The 22,814-nt window shown below is 68.8% G+C and carries 21 protein-coding genes and 1 pseudogene; 16 read left to right on the top strand and 6 right to left on the bottom strand.

Annotated features, from left to right (window positions below):
* Nucleotides 1-1,071: 1,071 nt before the first annotated feature.
* Together GQ57_RS21445 and GQ57_RS21440 are read right to left on the bottom strand one after the other, a co-directional pair.
* Nucleotides 1,072-1,917 carry a tetratricopeptide repeat protein gene (locus GQ57_RS21445; protein ID WP_034198942.1) on the bottom strand — a complete coding sequence of 282 codons (846 nt, stop codon included), beginning with the start codon at nt 1,915-1,917 and terminating at the stop codon, nt 1,072-1,074.
* Between the two features lie 8 nt (nt 1,918-1,925).
* Complete coding sequence (locus tag GQ57_RS21440) at nt 1,926-3,995, bottom strand: bifunctional 2',3'-cyclic-nucleotide 2'-phosphodiesterase/3'-nucleotidase (protein WP_034198941.1); 2,070 nt, start codon at nt 3,993-3,995, stop codon at nt 1,926-1,928.
* 294 nt (nt 3,996-4,289) lie between these two features.
* Here GQ57_RS21440 and GQ57_RS21435 point away from each other — a divergent pair, with 294 nt between their 5' ends.
* The 10 genes from GQ57_RS21435 (at nt 4,290) to GQ57_RS21390 (ending at nt 13,413) form a co-directional block, all read left to right on the top strand.
* Entirely contained in the window at nt 4,290-5,414 is a 1,125-nt protein-coding gene (locus GQ57_RS21435) for an MlaE family ABC transporter permease (protein WP_031400418.1), read from the top strand.
* The gene (locus tag GQ57_RS21430; protein WP_031400419.1) at nt 5,411-6,325 is read left to right on the top strand and encodes an ABC transporter ATP-binding protein; all 915 of its coding nucleotides are present in this window, start codon (nt 5,411-5,413) and stop codon (nt 6,323-6,325) included. The genes GQ57_RS21435 and GQ57_RS21430 overlap by 4 nt, the downstream gene beginning before the upstream one ends.
* Before the next feature lie 18 nt (nt 6,326-6,343).
* A complete protein-coding gene (locus GQ57_RS21425) occupies nt 6,344-7,273 on the top strand; it encodes an MlaD family protein (RefSeq protein WP_031400420.1) in 930 nt (309 codons plus the stop codon).
* Nucleotides 7,274-7,361: 88 nt separating this feature from the next.
* Nucleotides 7,362-7,985 (top strand): ABC-type transport auxiliary lipoprotein family protein, encoded by a 624-nt coding sequence (locus GQ57_RS21420; RefSeq protein WP_031400421.1) that lies wholly within the window; start codon nt 7,362-7,364, stop codon nt 7,983-7,985.
* Between the two features lie 19 nt (nt 7,986-8,004).
* Nucleotides 8,005-9,156 (top strand): VanZ family protein, encoded by a 1,152-nt coding sequence (locus tag GQ57_RS21415; protein WP_031400422.1) that lies wholly within the window; start codon nt 8,005-8,007, stop codon nt 9,154-9,156.
* 158 nt (nt 9,157-9,314) lie between these two features.
* The gene (locus GQ57_RS21410; protein ID WP_031400423.1) at nt 9,315-9,632 is read left to right on the top strand and encodes a (2Fe-2S) ferredoxin domain-containing protein; all 318 of its coding nucleotides are present in this window, start codon (nt 9,315-9,317) and stop codon (nt 9,630-9,632) included.
* A 13-nt stretch (nt 9,633-9,645) separates the two neighbouring features.
* Nucleotides 9,646-10,290 (top strand): alpha/beta hydrolase, encoded by a 645-nt coding sequence (locus GQ57_RS21405; protein ID WP_034198940.1) that lies wholly within the window; start codon nt 9,646-9,648, stop codon nt 10,288-10,290.
* Nucleotides 10,291-10,811: 521 nt separating this feature from the next.
* Nucleotides 10,812-12,125: a D-alanyl-D-alanine carboxypeptidase family protein gene (locus GQ57_RS21400; protein ID WP_031400425.1), complete on the top strand. Its 1,314-nt coding sequence runs from the start codon at nt 10,812-10,814 to the stop codon at nt 12,123-12,125.
* 53 nt (nt 12,126-12,178) lie between these two features.
* Nucleotides 12,179-13,105, top strand: a complete 927-nt coding sequence (locus tag GQ57_RS21395; RefSeq protein WP_031400426.1) for a D-amino acid aminotransferase — start codon at nt 12,179-12,181, stop codon at nt 13,103-13,105.
* Nucleotides 13,105-13,413: an HP0495 family protein gene (locus GQ57_RS21390; protein WP_011353335.1), complete on the top strand. Its 309-nt coding sequence runs from the start codon at nt 13,105-13,107 to the stop codon at nt 13,411-13,413. Before GQ57_RS21395 ends, GQ57_RS21390 begins: the two co-directional genes overlap by 1 nt.
* Here GQ57_RS21390 and GQ57_RS21385 read toward each other — a convergent pair.
* The gene (locus tag GQ57_RS21385) at nt 13,397-14,383 is read right to left on the bottom strand and encodes a transcriptional regulator GcvA (RefSeq protein WP_031400427.1); all 987 of its coding nucleotides are present in this window, start codon (nt 14,381-14,383) and stop codon (nt 13,397-13,399) included. The genes GQ57_RS21390 and GQ57_RS21385 overlap by 17 nt on opposite strands.
* A gap of 102 nt (nt 14,384-14,485) precedes the next feature.
* On the opposite strand from GQ57_RS21385, the gene GQ57_RS21380 reads away from it, so the two are divergent.
* The 3 genes from GQ57_RS21380 (at nt 14,486) to lipA (ending at nt 16,631) form a co-directional block, all read left to right on the top strand.
* Nucleotides 14,486-14,812, top strand: coding sequence for a DUF2917 domain-containing protein (locus tag GQ57_RS21380; RefSeq protein WP_031400428.1), 327 nt, complete (start codon nt 14,486-14,488; stop codon nt 14,810-14,812).
* A gap of 84 nt (nt 14,813-14,896) precedes the next feature.
* Nucleotides 14,897-15,646 (top strand): lipoyl(octanoyl) transferase LipB, encoded by a 750-nt coding sequence (gene lipB, locus GQ57_RS21375; RefSeq protein WP_031400429.1) that lies wholly within the window; start codon nt 14,897-14,899, stop codon nt 15,644-15,646.
* Nucleotides 15,639-16,631 (top strand): lipoyl synthase, encoded by a 993-nt coding sequence (lipA, locus tag GQ57_RS21370; RefSeq protein WP_031400430.1) that lies wholly within the window; start codon nt 15,639-15,641, stop codon nt 16,629-16,631. The genes lipB and lipA overlap by 8 nt, the downstream gene beginning before the upstream one ends.
* A gap of 140 nt (nt 16,632-16,771) precedes the next feature.
* Here lipA and GQ57_RS21365 read toward each other — a convergent pair whose 3' ends face one another.
* A complete protein-coding gene (locus GQ57_RS21365; RefSeq protein ID WP_031400431.1) occupies nt 16,772-17,176 on the bottom strand; it encodes a hypothetical protein in 405 nt (134 codons plus the stop codon).
* A gap of 329 nt (nt 17,177-17,505) precedes the next feature.
* Here GQ57_RS21365 and tauA point away from each other — a divergent pair, with 329 nt between their 5' ends.
* The 3 genes from tauA to GQ57_RS21350 are packed head-to-tail and all read left to right on the top strand — an operon-like array spanning nt 17,506 to nt 20,319.
* Nucleotides 17,506-18,522, top strand: a complete 1,017-nt coding sequence (gene tauA, locus GQ57_RS21360) for a taurine ABC transporter substrate-binding protein (RefSeq protein ID WP_031400432.1) — start codon at nt 17,506-17,508, stop codon at nt 18,520-18,522.
* A gap of 28 nt (nt 18,523-18,550) precedes the next feature.
* Nucleotides 18,551-19,348 carry a taurine ABC transporter ATP-binding protein gene (locus GQ57_RS21355; protein ID WP_031400433.1) on the top strand — a complete coding sequence of 266 codons (798 nt, stop codon included), beginning with the start codon at nt 18,551-18,553 and terminating at the stop codon, nt 19,346-19,348.
* Nucleotides 19,288-20,319, top strand: a complete 1,032-nt coding sequence (locus tag GQ57_RS21350) for an ABC transporter permease subunit (RefSeq protein WP_321029199.1) — start codon at nt 19,288-19,290, stop codon at nt 20,317-20,319. The genes GQ57_RS21355 and GQ57_RS21350 overlap by 61 nt, the downstream gene beginning before the upstream one ends.
* Before the next feature lie 174 nt (nt 20,320-20,493).
* Here GQ57_RS21350 and GQ57_RS21345 read toward each other — a convergent pair whose 3' ends face one another.
* A complete protein-coding gene (locus tag GQ57_RS21345; RefSeq protein ID WP_031400435.1) occupies nt 20,494-22,338 on the bottom strand; it encodes a YadA family autotransporter adhesin in 1,845 nt (614 codons plus the stop codon).
* A 110-nt stretch (nt 22,339-22,448) separates the two neighbouring features.
* Nucleotides 22,449-22,814: pseudogene (locus GQ57_RS43810) on the bottom strand (hypothetical protein); the annotation flags it as partial.

Below are 22,814 nucleotides of genomic sequence, written 5' to 3'. Positions count from 1 at the left end.
GTTGGGGCGGGTTATATTCGTTCGGCGTGTTGATCCTTGGGGGGAGAGGCAGCCTGTTCGATACGCACCCGCAGATCGCCAACCTGTTTTTTGCCGGTTGGTTTGTGTCTGTGGTTGTATTTGCGTCAATTGGCAGTTGGCGTGGATATGTATGGAGGCGAAGCAGAGGGAGGCAACTCGGGAAGAAGGGCGAGATTAAATAATCGACAGAATTTATCTGGGAGTTTATATAAATAAATTCTGTTTTCGATAAATAGAGGCGCGAGCGATGATGCTTGGTGCGCTCCGTGCATTGATTGGTTTTCGGACCGGTCAGTACGAGCACGCAGGTGTCGGTATGCGTCGACTCTGTGCCTTTCCATCTGCTCCGGCGCCTTGATGCCCTTTCTCCGACGTCATTTCGCACGCGAGCAGCGTCTTATCCTCCAGCGCCGGGCCCAGGTGGGCCGGCACGAGAATCAGCGTGCCGCTCCGGGCCGCGCGCGGTCAACTGGCGCAAATAGCCGGCGGACGAGGCTCCCGGCAGGTAGCCCTTCTCGGCAGGGAGCTTATAGCGTTGCGCGAACTGGCTGGCGACTTCGCCGCCGCCGATGCCGATGTGAAGACGTCGCGGTGGAGCGGCTGCGGCAGGCGGGCGACCGCGACGCCCGGCATCGGCTCGTCTGGCTTCGGATCGGTTTCCCGCGCGATGTTGTAGATCGAGTCAATCAGGTCCGATGTGCGCGGCGGCTTGCAGATCACGGCGTTGTAGATGCCGAGATGGGCGGGTGGGGCGGCGAACGAGGCGACGGCGATGGCACTGACGGTGGCGCGAAGCGAGGACAGGCTATCGGATCTGGATGCGGTTTTCTCAGGCCGTGTTGTGAGGCCGCACAGTAAGGCACCGCCGCGAGCGGAGCGACCGCTGCGCCCCGGCCGGATGACGGCACGGCGCCTGGCCCGCGCGCTGAAATGCCGACGCCGCGCGATCGATTCCGCCGGGGCGGTCGATGCGCGGGGCGTCGGGCCATGCGTGTCAGGCCGCAGGTGTCCCGCCGGTTCGCGCCGGCAGTGGCGCGTGCCGGGCGACCATCACGGCGCGACGACCGGATGCTTCAGCGCATGCGCGGTCTCGATCCACTGCGCGTGGAACTCGTCCGCATCGGGCCGCAGCCCCAGCTCGCCGTTGCGATAGGCCATCGCGAGCGTCTGCACGGCTTCCGGCAACTCGTGCTCGGCGGCCCGGCGATACAGCGCCAGGGCACGCGCGTCGTCGCGCGGCACCCCGCTGCCGTCGCGGTACGCGTTCGCGAGCATGAAATCCGCGGCCGGGATGTCCGCGCGCGACGCGATGTCGAACCAGTGCGCGGCCTGCACCGGATCGGCGGCGACGCCGTAGCCGCTACGGTAGATCAGCCCGAGGTAATACGCGGCGGCCGGGTCGCCCTGCGCGGCGGCTTCGCCGAGCAGCGCGCGGGCGCGTGCGTAGTCCTTCGGCAGGTCGCTGCTGCCGAGCAGCAGCGCCTTGCCGAGCGCGAGCTGCGCGCGCCGGGCGGCCGGCGCGCCGGCCTTGCCGTCCGCCTGCGCGGCGGTTTCCAGCCAGCCGCGCCCTTCGTCGCGCAGCCCCGCTTCGTGCGCGTCGACGAGCGCGATGCCGAGCGCCGCCTGCGCGTCGCCCGAGCCGCGGCGCGCCAGCGTGCGCAACTGCGCGAGCGCGTGCGGCTCGGTGGCCTGCGTGACCATCGCCTGCCACTCGTCGAGCTGCGCGGCGCTCGGCGCGGGGCCGGTGCCGCGCAGGCCGGCCGCCGCGACGACGGCCGCGACGGTCGCGGCCGCCGCCGCGAGCAGCGCGGCGGGCGGGAGTTTCGCGCGCAGCAGGCGCCGCGCGGCGGCGGCGAGGCCGGTTTCGGCCGGCCGCATCGTCCTGATCGGTTGCATCGCGTCTCTCATCGGGTGAGGTCGATCTCGTAGATCGCGAGGTTCTTGCCCGAGCCGTCGTCGGCCGCGACCTGCGTGATGCCGGCCAGCCCGGCCGCCGCCGCGTCGCCGAGCCGGTTCGGCGCGGACGTGAACTGCACGTGCGCGATCGAGCTCGCGACCTTCGTGAAGCGCCAGCTGCGTTGCGCGCCGTCGGCCGTGCGCGTGATCTTGCCGCGCTGCTTCACGAACGCGATCAGCACGTCGCGGTTCGCATCGGGCGAAGCAAAGATCGTCTTGCTGCCGTCGAGGCCCGGGAAGTTGCCGCCGCCGCTCGCGCGGTAGTTATTGGTCGCGACGATGAACTGCGCGTTCGGGTCGATCGGCGCGCCCTTGTACGTCAGGTTCCTGATGCGGCTGCCGACGGCTTGCGTGACGTCGATCTCGTACGCGAGATCGGCCGACGTGAACATGTCGAAGTTGTAGCCGGGGAAGGTGCTGACGAGCGGCTGCACGGTCGCCTTGGTCGGGTCGATCCGGTTGAAGCGCTTGGCGGCCGTCTCGAGCCAGTTCTTCACGTCCGCGCCGCTCACCTTCACCGCGTACACGGTGTTCGGGTACAGGTACAGGTCGGCCGCGTTGTTGATCGCGAGCGCGCCCGGCGCGACGTCGGTGTAGTCGCTGCCGCCGCCGAAGCCGCTCTTGAACGGCGCGCTGACCGACAGCACCGGCAGCGACGCGTACTGCGGCAGGTTCGCCTGCACGTAGGTCTTCACGTAGTCGGCCTGCGCCTCGTTGACGATCTGGATCGCGCCCGGGTCGCCGACGTCCGCGAAGTACGAGTTCATCCGGTAGTCGGTCGAGCCGATCGGCGTCTTCACGTAGTCGATCGTCGCCTGGTGCTCGGCGGCGATCGCGGCGGACACGGACGGATCGGCCGCGACGTAGCTCTTGTCGGCGTTCTGGATCGGCCGCGCCTCGACGGTCGTCTGCGACTTGTCGACGCTCCACGCCTTGCCGTCGAATTTCAGGCCGAGCTTGATCACGCCGAGGTGCTTGCCCCAGTAGTTGGCCATCACGGTCGGCACGCCGTTGACGGTGCCCTTGACCTTGTCGACGCCCGGCAGGTTGAACTGCGACACGGTGCTGTTCGCGTCCGGGAACACCTGGTGCGAGTGGCCGATCAGCATCGCGTCGATGCCCGGCACCTTCGACAGCCACCAGCTGCCGTTCTCCATCGTCGGGGAGTACGCGGAATTGTCGAGGCCGCCGTGCGAGATCGCGACGACGAGGTCGGCGCCCTTCGCGCGCATCTCCGGAATGTACTTCTCGGCGGCTTCCTTCAGGCCGGTCGTATAGACCTTGCCGTCGAGCCAGCGCTTGTCCCAGTTCATGATCGCGGGCGGCGTGAAGCCGATGATGCCGATCTTCACGGGCGCGCTGACCGTCTTGCCGTCCGGCGTGGTCGCCGTCACGGTGCGGGTCAGGATCGTGTACGGCGTGAACAGCGGCGCGTTGGTCTTCGCGCTGATCACGTTCGCGAGCACCTGCGGGAAGTTCGGGCCCGCGCATTTCTTCTGCTGGGCCGGAGCCGGCAGGCCGTCGACCTCGAACGTGTTGCCGGTCACCTGCGACAGGTACGGCAGCCCGTAGTTGAATTCATGGTTGCCGATCCCGCCGCCGTCAAACTTCGCGGCGTTCATCACCTTGTAGATCGCGAGCGTCTGGTCGCAGCCGACCGGCTTCACGAGCGCCTGGTAGTCCGACAGCGCGGTGCCCTGGATCGTGTCGCCGTTGTCGAGCAGCAGCGTGTTCGGGAACTGCGCGCGCGCCTGCGCGATCAGCGTCGACACGCGCTCGAAGCCGAGCGAATTGTCGGCGGCGAGCTTGAAGTAGTCGTACGACAGCACGTTGGTGTGCAGGTCGGTGGTCTCGAGCAGCGCGAGCGTGGCCGTCGTGCCGACCGGCGCCTGGGCCGCCGGCGGCGTGACCGGCGGCGAGGTGACGTCGTCGCCGCCGCAGGCGGCGAGAACGAAGGCGAGGCTGGCGAGCGCGGCGATGGCCGGCACGCGGCGACGGGAAGGCAAGGGGAGACGCATCGGTTGTCCTGTTCGGTGTTCTGTTTTATGAATCGGATGAAACGCGAGGTATGCAACGCATGGCGGCGCGGGGCGCCGACGGCCTGATATGCGGCGCGTGAGAGTATCGAAAGGAAACGTGACGGAAGAATGAAAGGTGACGATGCCGATCGCGCCGGGCGCGCGCGGCTTCCCGGCCGGATCGGCGCGGCCCCGGGGCCCGGCGCCGCCGGCCGCCCGTCGAAATCCTCCCGTCGCGCCTTCGGGCGGTTCGCTACAATGGCCGCTGTCACCTTTTTGCAAACAACCCGCCCCTTGGACTTCGAGACTCCTCCAGGCCTGTCGGTCGACGCCGGCGGCCAGGGCCAGACGGTGCGCCTGTACGGCCAGTGGACCGCGCTCGCGCTCGCGCGCAATCGCGGCGCGGTCGCGCGTCGCGTCGCGAGCATCGCGTCCGGCCGCGTAAGCGAGTGGGACCTGTCCGGCATCGAGCGGCTCGACCACGTCGGCGGCCAGGCGCTGTGGCGCGTGTGGGGCCGCAAGCTGCCGGCCGGCGTCGCGCTCAGCGTCACGCAGCGCACGATCTTCGAGCGCATCGAGCGGCTCGACAGCGAGCGCGAGGCACCGGAGCGCGTCGTGCGCGTCGATCCCGTCACGCGGCTCGGCCAGGCGATCTTCAGATTCGGCGAGCACCTGCAGGGCGGCATCGCGATGTTCGGCCTCGTGATCCTCGACGCGCTGTCGGTGCTGCGCCGGCCGCAGACGATGCCGTGGAAGGAAACCTCGGCGAACATCTACAGCGCGGGCGCGCAGGCGCTGCCGATCACGGCGCTCGTCGCGTTCCTGATCGGCATCGTGCTCAGCTACCTGTCCGCGCAGCAGTTGCAGATGTTCGGCGCGAACCGCTACATCGTGAACATCCTCGGGCTGTCGGTGATCCGCGAGCTCGGCCCCGTGCTGTCGGCCATCCTCGTCGCCGGCCGCTCGGGCTCGGCGATCACCGCGCAGATCGGCGTGATGCGCGTGACCGAGGAACTCGACGCGATGCGCGTGATGGGCATCCCGCACGGGCTGCGGCTGATCCTGCCGCGGGTGCTCGCGCTCGGCGTCGCGATGCCGCTGCTCGTGATGTGGACCAACATCATCGCGTTGACCGGCGGCGCGCTCGCCGCGAAGTTCGTGCTCGGGATCGACGTCAACTATTTCGTGCGCTCGCTGCCGGGCGTCGTGCCGATCGCGAACCTGTACATCGGCGTCGGCAAGGGCATCGTGTTCGGCATGCTGATCGCGCTGGTGGCGTGCCATTTCGGCTTCCGGATCAAGGCGAACTCGCAGAGCCTCGGCGAAGGCACGACGACCTCGGTCGTCACGTCGATCACGGTCGTGATCCTCGCCGACGCCGTGTTCGCGATCCTGTTCCAGAACGTGGGGCTCGGATGAACGCATCGAACGAAACGGCCGCCAGCGTCGCGGCAACCGGCGCCGCCGCTGCCGGCACGCCGCCGGCGGCGGCGGTGCAGCCCGGCGAGCTCGTGATCGAGGTGCGCAACCTGACCAAGCGCTACGGGCGCAACATCGTTCACCAGAAGCTCGACTTCGACGTGCGGCGCGGCGAGATCGTGTCGATCGTCGGCGGCTCGGGCTCCGGCAAGACCACGCTGGTGCGGCAGATTCTCGGTCTCGAGCGGCCGACGTCGGGCACGATCAAGGTGTTCGGCGAGGATACGGCGACGATCGACGACGCGAGCGCGCGGATGATGCGCACGCGCTCGGGCATGCTGTTCCAGCAGGGCGCGCTGTTCTCGTCGATGACGGTGTTCGACAACGTCGCGCAGCCGCTGCGCGAGCTCGGCCGCGTGCCGCCGGATCTGCTCCACGACATCGTGATGCTGAAGCTGGAGATGGTCGGGCTGCCGTGCAAGCACGCGTCGAAGATGCCGGCGGCGCTGTCGGGCGGGATGGTGAAGCGGGTCGGCATCGCGCGCGCGATCGCGCTCGAACCCGAGCTGCTGTTCCTCGACGAGCCGACGGCCGGGCTCGACCCGCAGGCATCGGACGAATTCGTCGAGCTGATCGCGACGCTCCACCGCACGCTCGGCCTGACCGTCGTGATGGTGACGCACGATCTCGACACGATGGTCGCGCTGTCGACGCGCGTCGCGGTGCTGGCCGACCGCAAGGTGCTGGTCGCCGCGCCGGTCGAGGAGGCCGCGAACGTCGATCATCCGTTCATCCACGAATATTTCCTGGGGCTGCGCGGGCGCCGCGCGTTGCAGGCGCTGCCGCCCGAGCGGCGCGCGAAGCTGCCGAAGGCGGCCCTCGAACCGGCGCTGTCGAGCGTCGAGCTGTAGGAACGAAGGAATCCGCGAATGGAAAACAAATCACATGCGTTCTGGGCCGGCCTGTTCACGATCGCGCTGACGCTCGCGATCGCCGGCACCGTGTTCTGGTTCAACGTCGACCGCACCGTGCGCGTGCCGTACGACCTGCTGGCGCGCACCAACGTGACGGGGCTGTTCCCCGATGCGGCCGTGCGCTTTCGCGGTCTCGACGTCGGCAAGGTGCAGTCGATCGGTTTCGATCGCTCGCACCCGGGCCAGATCCGGATCCGGATCCTCGTCGACCAGGACGCGCCGATCACGCAGTCGACCTACGGCAGCCTCGGCTTCCAGGGCGTGACGGGCATCGCGTTCGTGCAGCTCGAGGATACCGGCCGCGACCTGGCGCCGCTGCCGTCGTCGCCGAAGGTGATCGCGCAGATCCCGATGCGCCCGAGCCTGTTCGACCAGATCCAGGAGCGCGGCGACGTGCTGCTGCGGCAGCTCGAACTGGCCGCGAAAAGCGCGAACGCGCTGATGTCGCCCGAGATGCGCGAACAGTTGCTCGCGACCGCCGAAAGCCTGCAGCACGCGGCCGACGGCGTGACGACGCTGTCGAAGCAGCTCGGCCCGACGGTCACCGCGCTGCCGGGGGCGATGCACGAGGTGACGCGCACCATGTCGTCGGCGAACACGCTGCTGCAGCCGAACGGGCCGCTCGTGTCGAACCTGAACAAGGCCGGCACGGCGGCGCAGCAGATCGGCGTCGCGCTGAACGATCTCAACGCGCGCGTGCAGTACGACACGCTGCCGCGTTTCAACGCGCTGGCCGGCAGCGTCGGCGACGCGTCGCGGCAATTGAAGGACGTGGCCGGCGAACTCGGCCGCAACCCGAGCAGTCTGTTGTTCGGCTCGCCCGGCGCGGCGCCGGGCCCCGGCGAGCCGGGCTTCGTCTGGCCGGGGGCGACGGCCGGAAAGTGAAGCGCGGCGGCCGCCCGTCGATCGTCCGGCCGGAAACGGCCGGACCGCGACGTTCATCGAAACCGGAAATCTGATGCAGGAACACGCCATGCCACGAATCCTTGACCGCGCGCTGCGCCCGGCCGCTGCCGCGCTCGCCGCGCTGACCCTCTCGCTGGCGGCCGGCTGCGCCGGCAACGGCGCGGCGTTGTCGAACCTCCGCTACGACCTCGGGCCGGCCGCGCCGGTCGCGACGGCCGGCCCGGGCCCCGCGCTGAAGGTGCTCGACGTCGCCGCGCCCGACGCGCTCGACTCGGACAAGTTCGCGTACCGCCTCGCGTATGCGGATGTGCAGCAGGTGGCCGTCTATCGCGACAGCCGCTGGACCGCGCCGCCCGCGCAACTGCTCACGCAGCGGCTGCGCGGCGCGCTGTCGTCGCGCGGCACGGTGCTCGAAGGGTCCGACGGCGTGCGCGCGCCGACCCTCAAGGTCGACCTGAACGAATTCGAGCAGGTGTTCGACGGCCAGTCGCAGAGCCACGGCGCCGTCGCCGCGCGGGCGACGCTGACGCTGGACGGCAAGGTGCTCGCCCAGCGCACGTTCGTCGCCCGTGCGCCGTCGAGCACGCCCGACGCGGCGGGCGGCGCGCGCGCGCTCGCGGCGGCGAGCGACGAGCTCGTGTCGCAGATCGCCGCGTGGGCCGGCATGCAGGCGTACGCGGGGACGCCGTGACGCGGGCCGCGCAGCCGCGATGAGCGAGACCGGCGCGGCTCGCGCATCGCCGCTCGCGCGGCAGGCCTTTGCCGCTTACACGGCGCTGATCGTCTACGCGTCGCTGTATCCGTTCGAAGGCTGGACGTCGCTCGGCATCGGGCCGTTCGACTACCTGTTCGCGCCGATGCAGCGCTACGTGACCGCGTTCGACGTGGTCACGAACGTGCTCGGCTACCTGCCGTTCGGCGCGCTCGGCGTGCTCGCGCTGCACCCGCGCTGGCGCGGCGTGGCCGCGACGCTGATCGCGGGCGGGCTCGGCGTGCTGCTGTCGGGCTCGATGGAAGCGCTGCAAACCTACCTGCCGACGCGCGTCGCGTCGAATCTCGATCTCGCGGCCAACGCGCTCGGCGCGCTGCTGGGCGCGGCGCTCGCCGCACCGGCCACCGGTGCGCTGCTCGACCGCGGTGCGCTGCGCCGGCTGCGCTTCGCGTGGTTCGAGGCCGACGGCGCGACGCCGCTGCTGCTTGCCGGGCTGTGGCCGTTCGCGATCCTGTTTCCGTCGCCGTTCCTGTTCGGCATCGGCGACTGGCCGGCCGTGCTGTGGGAGCGTGCCGACGCGTCGATGCAGGACGCGCTGCTCGCGTGGCTGCCGGCCGCGTGGCGCGTGGGCGAATGGCCCGAGCGCGTCGACGGCTGGCTGTCCGACTCGGGATGGGAGGCCGTGCTCGGCGGGTTGATGCTGTTCGCCGCGCTGACGATCGCGTCGCTCGCGATGCGGCCGGGCGCGCCGCGCGTCCGGCTGCTGATCGCGCTCGTCGCCGCGACGCTCGTGCTGAAGGCGGCCGCGACGTTCATGCAGTCGGCCACCGGCCTCGTGGTCGTGTGGGCGACGCCCGGCGCGCGGCTCGGGATCGAGCTCGGTTTCGCGGCCGCGCTCGTCGCGCTGCGCGTGCCGCCGACATGGCGCGCGACGCTCGCGGGCCTCGCGCTGCTGGCCGGCGTGACGCTCGTGAACCTGCTGCCCGTCAATCCGTTCTTCGATTTCACGCTGTCGGGCTGGCGGCAAGGCCGCTACGTACACTTCAACAGCCTCGCGCGCTGGCTCGCGTGGATCTGGCCCTACGCGGCGCTGATCTGGCTCGGCCAGCGCGTCGAGCATGCGTGGCTGCCGGCCGCGCAGCGGCGCTGACACGGCGGCGCGGGGCCGGGCAGGCCGTGCGGCTGCCGCCGTATCGCGGGCAGCCGCGCGCGCCGGTCGCTATAATCTTCCGCACCATCCGTTGCCGCGTGCAACGGCAATCGCCCCCTCTTTCCGCACGGCCTCGCGCCGGGCCGCTCGCCACCATCATGGATTCCTACTACCAGCACCACGTCTTCTTCTGCCTGAACCAGCGCGAACCGGGCGCCGAACGCCCGAGCTGCGCGCAATGCGACGCGCAGACCATGCAGGAATACGCGAAAAAGCGCGTGAAGGAGCTCGGCCTGGCAGGGCCAGGCAAGGTTCGCATCAACAAGGCCGGCTGCCTCGACCGCTGCGAGGAAGGGCCCGTGATGGTCGTGTACCCGGAGGGCACGTGGTACACGTACGTCGACCAGGCCGACATCGACGAGATCGTCGAGTCGCACCTGCGCGACGGCCAGGTCGTCGAGCGCCTGAAGATCTGAGCGGGCCGGCCGAATGAACGTTCATACGCAGAAGTCGCTGATCGCCGGCCCGGTGGGGCAGATCGAAATCGCGGTCGATCTTCCCGACGCCGTGCGCGAAAGCGGCGCCGCGCCGCGCGGCATCGCGCTCGTCGCGCATCCGCATCCGCTGTTCGGCGGCACGATGGACAACAAGGTCGCGCAAACGCTGGCGCGTACGCTGGTGCAGCTGAACTACGTCGTGTTCCGGTCGAACTTCCGCGGCGTCGGCGCGACCGAGGGCGTGCACGACAACGGCACCGGCGAGGCCGACGACCTGCTCGCGGTGCTCGCGCACATGCGCGCGCAGCCCGCGTACGCCGACCTGCCGCTCGTGCTGGCCGGCTTCTCGTTCGGCACCTTCGTGCTGTCGCACGTCGCGAAGCGGCTGCGCGACGCGGGCGAGACGATCGAGCGGATGGTGTTCGTCGGCACGGCCGCGAGCCGCTGGCAGGTTGCCGACGTGCCCGAGAACACGCTCGTGATCCACGGCGAAACCGACGACACCGTGCCGATCGCCTCGGTGTACGACTGGGCGCGGCCGCAGGAGCTGCCGGTCGTCGTGATCCCGGGCGCCGAGCATTTCCTGCATCGCAAGCTGCATGTGCTGAAGCGCATCATCGTCGACGCGTGGCGCTAGCCGCGGCGGGCCTCTCGCCGGCACGATGCCGGCACGGGCGGGCCCCGGCGCCCGCGGCCCGCGCCACCTGACGCACCCGGGCGCACCCGGGCGGCGGCCTGCGACGGTCGCACGATCCTGCGCGCGATATCGCGCCACGGCGCGCGGCACCTTCCGGCTTTCTGTCGTCCCGCGCGCGCCTGTCGCACACCGTCGCGCGCGACCCCGCGCGACACGCCGTCACCGTGCGCCCGGCGCCGGTGAGCGGCCGTCGGGCGCCCGGTTAGCGAAAACGCCCTGCGCGGGCACGTATAATGGCCGCATTCCGCGTCGCCCGCGGCCCGGCTGGGCCCATGCGGCGCTCGATTCGCCCGCCTGTCCGCCCGCTCGCGACGGCCGCGAACCGAACGCGTCCGCACGAGTCCAACCGGCGCGTTTCGCGTCGTCCGACGATGTCGGGCGAGTGCCCGAAACGCCCGCCGCCTTGCCGTTCAACCCTGCGCGTTTCGCACCGCACTTTCTGCCATCAGCCTGAATCGATCATGCGTCTGTCTCCCCAAGGCCTCAAGTCCCTCGCTTCCTCCATCGCCTTCGGCACCGCCGCGCGCAACGTCGCGCTCGGCGTGATGCTGCCCGTCGCGCTTGCGTCGACGATCGTCGTCGCCGAGGCGAAGCCGGCCGCCAAGGCCAAGGCCGCGCATGCCGCGCCGGCCGCCGCCGAGCAGTTCACCGGCGCGCCCGCGACCTACATGCCGGGCGCGGTGCCGCCGCCGGGCGTGAACGCGCGCTCGTGGGTGCTCGTCGATGCGACCAGCAACACGGTGCTCGCGTCGGGCAATGCGGACGAGCGTGTCGAGCCCGCATCGCTGACCAAGCTGATGACGGCCTACCTCGTGTTCGAGGCGCTCGACAAGAAGAAGATCTCGATGGAGCAGATCGTCACGCCGAGCGAAGCGGTGCGCCGCGTCGGCCGCGACGAGTCGCGCATGTTCATCGAGGCGAACAAGCCGGTGTCCGTGCACGACCTCGTGTACGGGATGATCATCCAGTCGGGCAACGATGCCGCGATCGCGCTGGCCGAACTCGTCGGCGGCAGCGAAGGGCAGTTCGTCACGATGATGAACGACGAGGTGCAGCGCCTCGGCATGAAGGGCACGCACTTCGCCGACGTGAACGGCATGCCCGACCCGAACCACTACACGACGGCCGGCGACCTCGCGAAGCTGTCCGCCCACCTGATCCGCGATTTTCCGCAGTACTACAGCATCTTCTCGGAGAAGGAATTCAAGTACAACAACATCCGCCAGGGCAACCGCAACCGTCTGCTGTGGCTCGACCCGACGGTCGACGGCCTGAAGACGGGCCATACGCAGGCGGCCGGCTACTGCCTGATCGCATCGGCGAAGCGGGCGATCCCGGGCGTGGACGGCCAGCGTCGCCTGGTGTCGGTGATGATGGGCGAGCAGAAGGAAGGCGAGCGCACGCAGGACAGCATGAAGATGCTGAACTACGGCTACAGCGCGTTCGATTCGGTGCGCCTGTTCAAGGGCGGCCAGGCGATCTCGACGCCGCGCATCTACAAGGGCAAGACAAACACCGTGCAGGTCGGCGTGAAGGGCGACCAGTGGGCGACCGTGCCGCGCGGCCTCGGCGACAAGGTCAAGACGGAAGTCGACGTCAATGCGCCGCTGATCGCGCCGCTCGCCGAAGGGCAGCAGGTCGGCACCGTGAAGATCGTCGCCGACGGCAAGACGCTGTCGGAATTCCCGGTCGTCGCGCTGCAGGCGGTGCCGGAAGCCGGTATCTTCGGGCGTATCTGGGACTCGATCCTGCTGATGTTCAGCAAGAAGAAGTAAGCGCATCGCAACGGGCCTTTGTTTTCACGACTTCATCCCCATCTGTCATAGCCATGAGCCAAGCCGAATTCGAACCGATCGTCTACCTCAGCGTCTCGTCGCGGGAGGAACTGGTACCGCTGTCCGAAGCCCGCGTCCCGGTGCTCGACCGCGGGTTCATCTTCGGCGACGGCGTGTATGAAGTCGTCCCCGTCTATGCGCACGACGGCGCGCACGTGCCGTTCCGGATCGGGCAGCATCTGGAGCGGCTCGCGCGCAGCCTGAAGAAGATCGGCATCGACAATCCGCACGACGAGGCCGGCTGGCGCGCGCTGATCGAGCGCATCGTCGCGGCGAATGCGGAAGGCCTCGGCGCGGGCGACGCGCTCGTCTACCTGCAGGTGACGCGCGGCGTCGCGAAGCGCGGCCATGCGTTCCCGGCGGACGCGGTGCCGACGGTGTTCGCGATGGCGAGCCCGCTGCGCCTGCCGCCGGAGCAGGAGCGCGCGAACGGCATTCGCTGCGTGACGGCGGAGGATCGCCGCTGGCTGCATTGCGACATCAAGTCGATCTCGCTGCTCGGCAACGTGCTGATGGCGCAACATGCGGCGGAGCACGATGCGTTCGAGACGCTGCAGTTGCGCGACGGCAACCTGACCGAAGGCTCGTCGTCGAACGTGTGGATCGTGAAGAACGGCGAGCTGCTCGCGCCGCCGCGCAGCAACAAGATCCTCGAGGGGATCCGCTACGGGCTGATCGAGGAACTGGCCGACGAGTGCGGGATTCCGTTCGTCGCGCGCGAGATCAGCGAAGTGGAGTTGCGCGCGGCCGACGAGATCATGATCACCTCGGCCACGAAGGAAGTGCTGCCCGTCACGTTGCTCGACGGTCTGCCCGTACAGGGCGGCAAGCCGGGCCCCGTGTTCGCGGCGTTGTACGACGCGTACCAGCGCGCGAAGGCGCGCGAGTTTGAACAGTTTGACCTAACCCGGAGAAAATGATGAGCGAACCGACCAAAACCATCGAGGTGACCGGCGCGATCGATACCCGGAAGGAGTCGCTGCTGGAGTTTCCGTGCGATTTCCCGATCAAGATCATGGGCAAGGCGCACCCCGAGTTCAAGGACACGATCTTCAAGGTCGTGGCGGTTCACGACAACGAGATCGACGTCGAGAAGATCGAGGAGCGTGCGTCGAGCGGCGGCAATTACACGGGGCTCACGATCACCGTGCGCGCGACGAGCCAGGAGCAGCTCGACAACATCTACCGCGCGCTGACCGGCCATCCGATGGTCAAGGTCGTACTCTGAGCGCCCTCCATCCGCCTTCCTGCGCGCACTCGGCGGGGGTCTTCCCCGCCGCGCGCCGCGCGTCCAGTTCGTCGCACAGCCGCCTGTATTCGGCGACTTCCTGAAGCAGCCAGGTCCTGAACGCCTGCACGCGCGGCGTGTTCAGGAGCGGCGGCGGACACACGAAAAAATAGTGCCACGGGCTCGGCCCGTCGATGTCGAACAGGCGCACGAGGCGCCCGTCCAGCAGGTCGTGCACCGCGAGCGAGCGCCGCACGAGCGCGATGCCCTGGCCGTCGATCGCGGCCAGCAGCAGGTTCGACGAATCCTGATACAGAATCCCCCGTTTCGGCTCGGTCAGCGTATCGAGCCCGGCCGCGTCGAACCACGGCCGCCACAGCTCGTCGTCCGAACGCAGCAGGTTGTAGCGCGCGAGATCGGCGGGCGTCTGCGGCAGCTTGCCGCCGTTCAGCGTCGGCGAGCACGCCGGAAAGAACACCTCGTCGAACAGCGGCTCGACGTGCAGCCCCGGGTAGCTGCCGTGGCCGAAGCGGATCGCGAGATCGACGTCGTCGCGCGAGAAATCGGTGAGCGAGTTGGTCGACTGCAGCTCGACGTCGATTTCCGGATGCCGCTCGATGAACGTCCCGATGCGCGGCGTGATGAAGCGCGCGGCGAACGATGACAGCATCGACACCACGAGCCGCCGGTCGCGGTCGCTCGCGCGCACGTCGCGCGTCGCGTCGGCGATCACCATCAGCGCGGTGCGGATCTGCTGCGCGTAGCGCATGCCGGCGTCGGTCAGGCACAGCCGCTTGCCGTTGCGGGTGAACAGCTGCACACCGAGTTCCTCCTCGAGCGCGCGCACCTGGTGGCTTACCGCGCCGTGCGTGACGTACAGCTCGTCAGCGGCGCGCGAGAAATTCTCGTGACGGGCGGCGGCTTCGAACGCGCGAATCGCGTTCAGCGCAGGCAGCTGGCGGAGGTCCATTTGCTAATTTTCCTCACATCGACGTGAAAATTGGTCGTTTGGTCGGGTGCCTTGAAATGACTACGATTGTAGCCATCGAAGCATTTATTGGCGGAGTCGATCATGCAAGAAATTTCTTCAAGCGTCACATTCGAAATCCCGGTGGGCGAAACGGTGCCGCTGAAGGTACAGCGCAGCACGAGGCTGACGGTCCAGTGCGGTCCGGTGTGGGCCACGCGCAGCAACGACGTCGACGATTACTTCCTGGTCGACGGCGAGACGCTGAAGCTGCGCCGCGGCGAGCGGCTGTGGCTCAGCGCGGAAAGCCGGGAAGGCGCGCGCGTCGCGTTCTCGGTGGCGAGGCCGCCGCAGGAAGTCGCGCTAAGCGGGCTGGCACGGCTGCGCGAACGCGTGGCCGCGCTGCTCCATGACGGCTGGCGCACCGTCTGACCATTATTTCCTCCGACGGATACCGGCGATCCGTCCCCGCGCCCAGGCCGGCGAGACCCACGGGTTTTCGGTAAACTACCGCCCATGTCCGTTTCGCCGGTTTCCATCGTGTCCACGCCTGTCGCCGTTTCCGCATCGTCCGCCGAACTGCCGGCCCCGCCGGTCACCGTGCAGTGGCGGGGCGTCGAGGCCTACGCGGCGAGCTTCGACGCGATGCGCGCGTTCACCGACGCGCGCACGGCCGACACCGGCGACGAAATCTGGGTGGTCGAGCACCCGCCCGTCTACACGCTCGGCCAGGCGGGCGACCCGGCCCACCTGCTGGTGGCCGACAGCGGCGTGCCGCTCGTGAAGGTCGACCGCGGCGGGCAAATCACCTATCACGGCCCCGGCCAGATCGTCGTCTACCTGCTGCTCGACTTGCGGCGGCGCAAGCTGATGGTGCGCGCGCTCGTGACGAAGATCGAGGAGGCCGTGATCGAAACCCTCGCGGCGTATAATCTCGCATCGGTCCGCAAGGCCGGCGCACCCGGGATCTACGTGGCATCAGGCGCGCACGAAGGCGCGAAAATCGCGGCCCTCGGCCTGAAGATCCGCAACGGCTGCAGCTATCACGGGCTGAGCCTGAACGTGAAGATGGATTTGCGCCCGTTTCTCGCGATCAACCCGTGCGGCTACGCCGGACTGGAAACCGTCGACATGGCGAGCCTCGAGGTTGCCGCCGACTGGAACGACGTCGCCCGCACGCTGGTGCGCCGTCTGATCGCCAACCTCGGCGGCGTATCCGCGGCCGCCGACAAGCCGCAGGCACTGGAACCACATTCGAATGACTGACGTTACCGCTTCCCCCGCACCGGCCGATTCGGCCGCGACCGCTGCCTACGATCCGACCGCCAAGCAGAAGGCGCAGGCGAAGACGGCACGCATCCCGATCAAGGTCATTCCGATCGAGAAGCTGAAGAAACCCGAGTGGATCCGCGTGAAGGCGGCCACCGGCAGTTCGCGCTTCAACGAGATCAAGACGATCCTGCGCGAGCACAACCTGCATACGGTGTGCGAGGAAGCGAGCTGCCCGAACATCGGCGAATGCTTCGGCAAGGGCACGGCGACGTTCATGATCATGGGCGACAAGTGCACGCGCCGCTGCCCGTTCTGCGACGTCGGCCACGGCCGCCCGGATCCGCTCGACGCCGACGAACCGAAGAACCTCGCGCGCACGATCGCCGCACTGAAGCTCAAGTACGTGGTGATCACGAGCGTCGACCGCGACGACCTGCGCGACGGCGGCGCCGCCCACTTCGTCGAGTGCATTCGCGAAGTGCGCGAACAGTCGCCGGAAACGCGCATCGAAATCCTGACGCCGGACTTCCGCGGCCGTCTCGATCGCGCGATCTCGATCCTGAACGCCGCGCCGCCGGACGTGATGAACCACAACCTCGAAACGGTGCCGCGCCTGTACAAGGAAGCGCGCCCGGGTTCGGACTACGCGCACTCGCTGAAGCTGCTGAAGGATTTCAAGGCGCTGCATCCGGACGTCGCGACGAAGTCGGGCCTGATGGTCGGCCTCGGCGAGACGGAAGAGGAGATCCTGCAGGTGATGCGCGACCTGCGCGCGCACGACGTCGACATGCTGACGATCGGCCAGTACCTGCAGCCGTCGGAGCACCACCTGCCGGTGCGGGCGTACGTGCATCCGGATACGTTCAGGATGTACGAGGACGAGGCGTACAAGATGGGCTTCACGCACGCGGCCGTCGGCGCGATGGTGCGCTCGAGCTATCACGCCGATCTGCAGGCCCATGGGGCCGGGGTGGTCTGAGCGCCGCGTTCGCGCGGCAGCAGCCCCGTGCAGTCGAAAGAGCCCGCAGCGATGCGGGCTTTTTTTCGTCCATGGATCCGGCGAAGCAACGGTTTTCGAGTCGGGCGATCGAAGCAGGCGTTCCCCCACGCGTATCCGGTCTACGGATGATCTGTCGTCCCCCCGCCTTGATATTCTTTCTCTTCGTAACAAAGCGCGGCAATCTGCCACCGATCGTCGTTGACCAGCCATAGCTCCAGAAAATCGAACCGGGTAAGTATTCCTTCGCCGCGTTGCATCGAGCCGGTGCCGGAAATCGATGCCCAGAGCGGGCTTTCCTCGATTGCCGTGATCTCGTCGCGAACCTGCAGGGAAAAGCCACGCCAGGTCTTTTCGGACAGATGCCGCTGCATGGCGGATATCTGCTGGAGCCTGGTCAGGATACGGTCTCCCCGCTTGACGAAGAAATGCGGGCTCTCTACGAATTTCAGCTGATCGATGTCGCCGTTCATATAGGCGTCGATCCACACATCCCTCATTTCCAGCAAGCCGTATCGGGTTTTCATGGAATTCTGTCAGACAGGAATTGACGGGCCGGCCCTCCGGGTTCGAGATGAAAAACTAACGTTCGCTTCGACGAATGGATATGGGACTCGTATGAAAGCTTGCATGCGTGGCGGAGCGCGCGAGATTTCCGTCGGCGGTCAGGGGCGATCGGTGACGGCATGTTTTCGTATGCTGATTGCCGCTCCATCGTCGCCGCCATTCAATCGAACGTGGAAAGCAAAGCTGAAACGGCATCGATAGCTTCGCAGGATAAGTTGGCTCCCGCCGTACGCAAAGCTCCTATAGTCGGCTCTCCCGCAGCAATGCCCGCATTCCGAAGGAGAGCCGCATGTCCCGTTTCAGCTTCATCCGCCGCGCCGTCGTCGCGCTGACCGCCTTTGCCGCGCTCGGCGCGGCGCACGCCGAATCGCGCGAGGTCGTGATCGCGTACCAGGACATGGTGGTGCCGTGGCGCTACGCGCAGGCGAGCGGTGAAGTCGAAAAGGCGACCGGCTACAAGGTCACGTTCCGCAAGCTCGACAGCGGCGCGGACGTGATCCGCGCGCTCGCGTCGGGCTCCGTGCAGCTCGGCGAAGCCGGGTCGAGCCCGATCGCCGCCGGCCTGTCGCAAGGGCTCGACATCTCGCTGTTCTGGGTGCTCGACAACATCAACGACGCGGAAGCGCTCGTCGCGCGCAACGGCTCGGGCGTGACCAGCGTCGCGGCGCTGAAGGGCAAGAAGATCGGCGTGCCGTTCGTGTCGACGTCGCATTTCCACACGCTCGTCGCGCTGCAGGCCGCGGGCGTGAACCCGAACGACGTGAAGATCGTCAACCTGCGTCCGCCCGAGGTCGCGGCCGCCTGGGCGCGCGGCGACATCGACGCGACCTACATCTGGGATCCGGTGCTCGCGAAGGTCAAGCAGTCGGGCACCGTGCTGACGACGTCGGGCCAGGTCGCGAAGGAAAGCGGCAAGGCGACCTTCGACGGCTTCGTCGTGAGCCGCAAGTTCGCGCGCGAGAATCCGGAGTTCGTCACGCGCTTCGTGAAGGTGCTCGCGGCCGCGGATGCCGACTATCGCGCGCATACCGCCGCCTGGAAGGTCGGTTCGCCGCAGGTCGCGGCGGTCGCGAAGGAATCGGGGGCGAACGCGCAGGACGTGCCGGCCAGCCTCGCGCTCTACGCGTTCCCGACGCCGGCCGAGCAGGCGTCGCCGACGTGGCTCGGCGGCGGCGCGCAATCGGGTGCCGCGAAGTCGCTCGCGGCCACCGCGACGTTCCTCAAGTCGCAGGGCACGATCCAGACGGTGCTGTCCGACTATTCGGCCGGCGTCGATCCGCAGTTCGTGCAGAAGGCCGCGCGCTGAGCGCGGCGATCGTAGCGGAGGCCCGACCATGAGCACGCTGGAAGTTCGTCAGGTATCGGTCGACTATCCGGGCGAGCGCGGCCGGCCGACGACGCAGGCGCTCGCGCGCGTCGATCTGCGCATCGATGCCGGCGAGTTCGTCGTCGCGCTCGGCGCGTCCGGGTGCGGAAAGACGACGCTCCTGAACTGCATGGCCGGCTTCGTTGCGCCGACGACCGGCGACGTGCGCGTCGACGGCGTGCCGGTCACGGGCCCCGGCGCCGATCGCGGCGTCGTGTTCCAGAAATACGCGCTGCTGCCGTGGCTCGACGTGCTCGACAACGTCGCGCTCGGGCTGCGGTTCGCCCGCGTGTCGAAGGCCGAGCGCGAAGCGCGCGCGCGGGAGATGCTCGCGCTCGTCGGGCTCGAACGGCATGCGCATGCGCGCGTGTACGAGCTGTCGGGCGGGATGCAGCAGCGGGTAGGCATCGCGCGCGCGCTCGCGAGCGACCCGCGCGTGCTGCTGATGGACGAGCCGATGGGCGCGCTCGATGCGATGACGCGCGGCACGATGCAGGCGCTCGTGCTCGACGTCTGGGCGCGCACCGGCAAGACGGTGTTCTTCATCACGCACGACGTCGAGGAGGCGCTGTTCCTGGCGACGCGTCTCGTCGTCATGACGCCGGGCCCCGGCCGGATCGCGGAAACCTTCGAATTGCCGTTCGCGCGTCGCTACGTCGAATCGCGCGATGCGCGCGCGGTGAAGTCTTCGCCGGATTTCATCGCATGGCGCGAACGGCTGATCGCGTACCTGCATCGCGACGAGGCGACCGAGGCGGCGGCGTGACGCGCGCACTCGCGCGACAGGGCGCGTCTGTCGGGCGCGGTCGGATCAGTACTTTGCACAGGCGGGACAGCATGAGCACGCAGGAATCGTGGACGGCCGACGGAACGGCCGCGGGTGCCGGGCAGGGCGATCGCGCGGCACCGCCGCGCGCCGCACGCCACGCGCATCGATCGTCGCCGTCGCGCCGCTACCGGTTGCCGGGGCAGGGCAGGACGGCAGGGCTGAGCGCGGCGACGGTCGCGGCGCTGGCCGTGCTGTGGTGGGTCGCCACGCATCGCCAGTGGCTGCCGCCGCTGTTCCTGCCCGCGCCGGAAGCCGTGTGGGCGGCCTTCGTCGATGCATGGCACGGCCGCATCCAGGGCGGCCTGCCGTTGTCCGAGCATCTGCTGTGGAGCGCGGCGCGCGTGTTCGGCGCGTTCCTGCTGGCCACCGCGTTCGGCGTGCCGGCCGGCATCCTGATGGGCGTGAGCCGCATCGCGCGCGGCGTGCTCGATCCGCTGCTGGAATTCTATCGGCCGCTGCCGCCGCTCGCGTACCTGCCGCTCGTCGTGATCTGGTTCGGCATCGACGAAACGGCCAAGCTCGTCGTGATCTTCCTCGCCTGCTTCGCGCCGATCGCGATGGCGGCACGCGCCGGCGTGCGCGCGGCGACGGTCGAGCAGATCAACGCCGCGTATTCGCTCGGCGGCAGTTTCGCGCAGATCGTGCGCCACGTGGTGCTGCCGGCCGCGCTGCCGGAGATCCTGACCGGGCTGCGGATCGCGATCGGGTTCGGCTGGACGACGCTCGTCGCGGCCGAGATGGTCGCCGCGACGGCCGGGCTCGGGCAGATGGTGCTCAACGCATCGAGCTTCCTGCGCACGGACATCGTCGTGATGGGGATCCTGATCATCGGCGCGATCGCATGGCTGTTCGATCTCGCGATGCGCTGGGTCGAGCGGCGGATCGTGCCGTGGAAGGGGCGGGCGTGAACGCACGCCGTCCGTATCGCTCAGGCAGGTGAAAGGGCCGGATTCCGCACGATGCGGAATCCGGCCCTCGGCTTATTGCGCTTGCGTGCGCCCACTGGCTTGCGGGAGCGCTTCACTGCCGGTCCTCGTTGCGACGTGACGCCGTTCGGCCGACGACTCGTCGCGTCCGGACGCTTACCAGCGATAGCCCGCACCGGCGCCGACCGCGACCGTGCCGCGCGTATTGGTCGAGCCGGATGCCTTGACCACCCAGCGTCCGTTGCGCGTGGCGGTCGACAGGCCGAATGCGACAGCCGACTGGCCGCCGTACGTGCCGCCGGCAACCGCAACCATGCTTTCGCCGGCCAGCGACGCCTGCGGCAGGTTCGCGATGGCGACCGCGGATGCAATGCCGCCGCTCGCGTCGCGCCGGTAGTGATCGATGTCGGCGCGAACGCTGCCGATCTGGCTGTTCAATTGCTGCACGTTGACCGCGTCGGTCGGTGCGGTGCCGGCCGCGACGTTCGTGATCTGCCGTTCCTGTCCGGGGGCGCCGACGGAGACCGTGTTGTCGCGGTCGGCAACGGAATTCGCGCCGAGCGCGACCGAGTTCTGGCCCGACGCATTGGCGTTCGTCCCGATCGAGACGCTGCTGTCGCCGGAGGCGCTCGACCCTTGTCCGAGCGCCATCGTGTTCGACCCGGTCGCGCCGCTGCCGTCGCCGATCTGCTCCAGCTTGTTGCCGGTCTCGCCGGACGGATTGCCGCCGGGGCCGCTCTGCTCGACGTTCGACAGGCGCGAATCGAGCGCGTCGATGCCGCTCTGGAACTGCTGCTGCATTGAAAACAGTTGCGAGCCGTTGACGGCCTGCAGGCTGCCTTCGGCGATCGCGCCCGCCGCGACGTTGTCGAGCACGGTGCCGCCGATGCCGCCGAGGGTCGCGCGGGCAAGCGTCAGGTCGTCGTAGACGACTGCGCCGAGCGGCTTTCCGGACGGGTCGACGAGGCCGGTGGCCTTGAGTTGCGCGATCGTCACGGCATCGGTGTCGTCGACGCCGTTGGACAACCCCGTCAGCACACGCGTGCCGCTCGAGCCGGCGACGCTGACCGATGTGCCGCCCTTGTCCGCGCCGATCGAAATCGCGAGGCTGTCCGGATCCTGCCGGACAAGCCCGGTCGTGCCGTTGTCGATCCGTGTGCCGAGATCGTCGACATCGGCGCGGATCGACGTCACGTTGGTCTCGACCGTCGTGACGCGGCCGTCGATCGTCGTGACACGCTCGTCGAGCACGGTGAGCGACGCATTCGCGTCGTCGAGTCCCTTGCCGTTCGCGACGACCCGGCTGTCGAGATTCGTCAGCGCGCTGCCGACGTCGCCGAAGGTATGGTCGCCGATCTCGTAGCTCGGCGCGCTGACGGTGCCGTCCGCACCGACGGCGGCGTTGCCGCCGAGCGCGTCGACGACGGGCTTGAGTTGCGACAGGTTGAGTGCGTCGGTGTCGCGCGAGCCGGCGCGCACGTTGACCAGCTGGCGCTCGGCGCCCGTGTCGCCGATCGACACCGTGTTCGCGCGGTCGGCGACGCTGCCATGGCCGAGCGCGACCGCGCCGTGCGCCGTGACGTTCGTGTCCGCGCCGAGCGCGAGGCCGCGGTTCGCATTGACGCTCGACGACACGCCGAACGCGCCCGAGCGGTCGCCGTGGACCTTCGCATTCTCACCGACGGCCACGACCGCTTGACCGTCGGCCACGGATCGGGCGCCGATCGCGATTGCCGAGTAATCGCCGTGGGAGACGCCGGCTGCATTCGCGCCGGCCCCGATGGCGATCGATCCGAAGCCGGTGGCGGACGGCTTGCCGCCGCTGCCGTCCTTGATGATCACGTTGTCCTGGACCAGATCGGCGTGACCGTAGCAGGGTGCGAGCGCCGCGATGGCGAAGGCAAGCGCCGAGAGGCGGGTGGCGTGCGTGCGTCGCTGTTGCGCCGATGCGCGTGAATGCGCACACGGAATGCCGGGTCGACCGGCGAATGGGATCGTCATATTTGTCGTAGTCCTGATTAATTGATCTCGTGCGCGACGTGTCCGAGTGGCGCGTGCGCGGTTTCGTCGACAGGGGCCGGACCCGGTGCCGCACCCGCGAGCGACATGTCTCAATCGGACAACCCGGGTGTGAGCGAGCGACTATACCGAGCGGCCAAAGTGCCGTCGATCAGACATCTACGAAATTGAATGACCGAATTGGGACACGACTGAAATCGTGCATCGGTCCATTCGCCGGCCCGAAGCAGGCATCGGGCAGGGCGAGCGCGCGGCGCCGCCACGCGTCGCGACCGGTTGCCGGCGCCGGGCAGGACGGCCGGGCTGCGGGCGGCGACGGTCGAGCGGATCGACGCCGCGTATCCGCTCGGCGGCAGTCTCGCGCGGAGCGTGCGCCATGTGGCGCTGCCGGCGGCCGCGCCGATCTCGCGATGCGCGGGGTCGGGCGGCGGATCGCGCCGTGGAAGAGGGGCGGATGG

Source organism: Burkholderia sp. MSh2, from assembly GCF_000731655.1.
GTDB classification, from domain to species: Bacteria; Pseudomonadota; Gammaproteobacteria; order Burkholderiales; family Burkholderiaceae; genus Burkholderia; species Burkholderia paludis.
The sequence above is the reverse complement of the archived record's forward strand: the minus strand, read 5'-3'. Positions and strand labels throughout refer to the sequence as shown.